At 61.6% G+C, this 576-nt stretch carries 1 protein-coding gene; it reads left to right on the top strand.

The window, feature by feature from the left end:
- Positions 1-67: 67 nt before the first annotated feature.
- On the top strand, positions 68-574 hold the full coding sequence (locus tag QJ48_RS35065; protein WP_054977834.1) for a dihydrofolate reductase: 507 nt from the start codon (positions 68-70) through the stop codon (positions 572-574).
- The last annotated feature ends 2 nt before the right edge of the window (positions 575-576 follow it).

Genomic DNA, 576 nt, shown 5'->3' with positions numbered 1-576 from the left:
CACTTTCTCAACAAGCTCGGACGCTCGCGATTAGCAAAGCGGCATACTATAGCAAGGAGAGGTTCGCGTGACGATTTCTTTCATACTCGCGATGGACGAAGCCCGCGGCATCGGCATCGACAATAAGCTGCCGTGGCGCTTGCCGGCGGACTTGGCTTATTTCAAGCAAACGACGAAGGGACATACGGTGCTGATGGGCCGCAAGACGTTCGATTCCATCGGCAAGCCCCTGCCCGGACGGCGCAATGTCGTGCTGACCCGGGACGACCGATTCGCTGCACCGGGCTGCGAGGTGGTCCATTCGGCGCAGGAGGCGGCCGCCGATTACGGCCGCGGCGGAAGCCAGGCTTCCGAGGAGCTGTTCGTCATCGGCGGCGCGGAGGTGTACCGGCAGCTGCTCCCGTTCGCGGACCGGCTGTATATTACCGAGATCGCGCACCGTTTCGCGGCGGATACGTTTTTTCCCGAGCTTGAGCCCGGCGAATGGCGCGAGGTGTGGCGGCAGCGCGGCGTGAAGGACGAGAAAAACCCGTACGACTACGATTTTGTTGTGTACGAACGGGCCGGAATGTAACG

Source organism: Paenibacillus sp. A3 (assembly GCF_001399685.1).
Taxonomy (GTDB): domain Bacteria; phylum Bacillota; class Bacilli; order Paenibacillales; family NBRC-103111; genus Paenibacillus_G.
The sequence above is the reverse complement of the archived record's forward strand: the minus strand, read 5'-3'. Positions and strand labels throughout refer to the sequence as shown.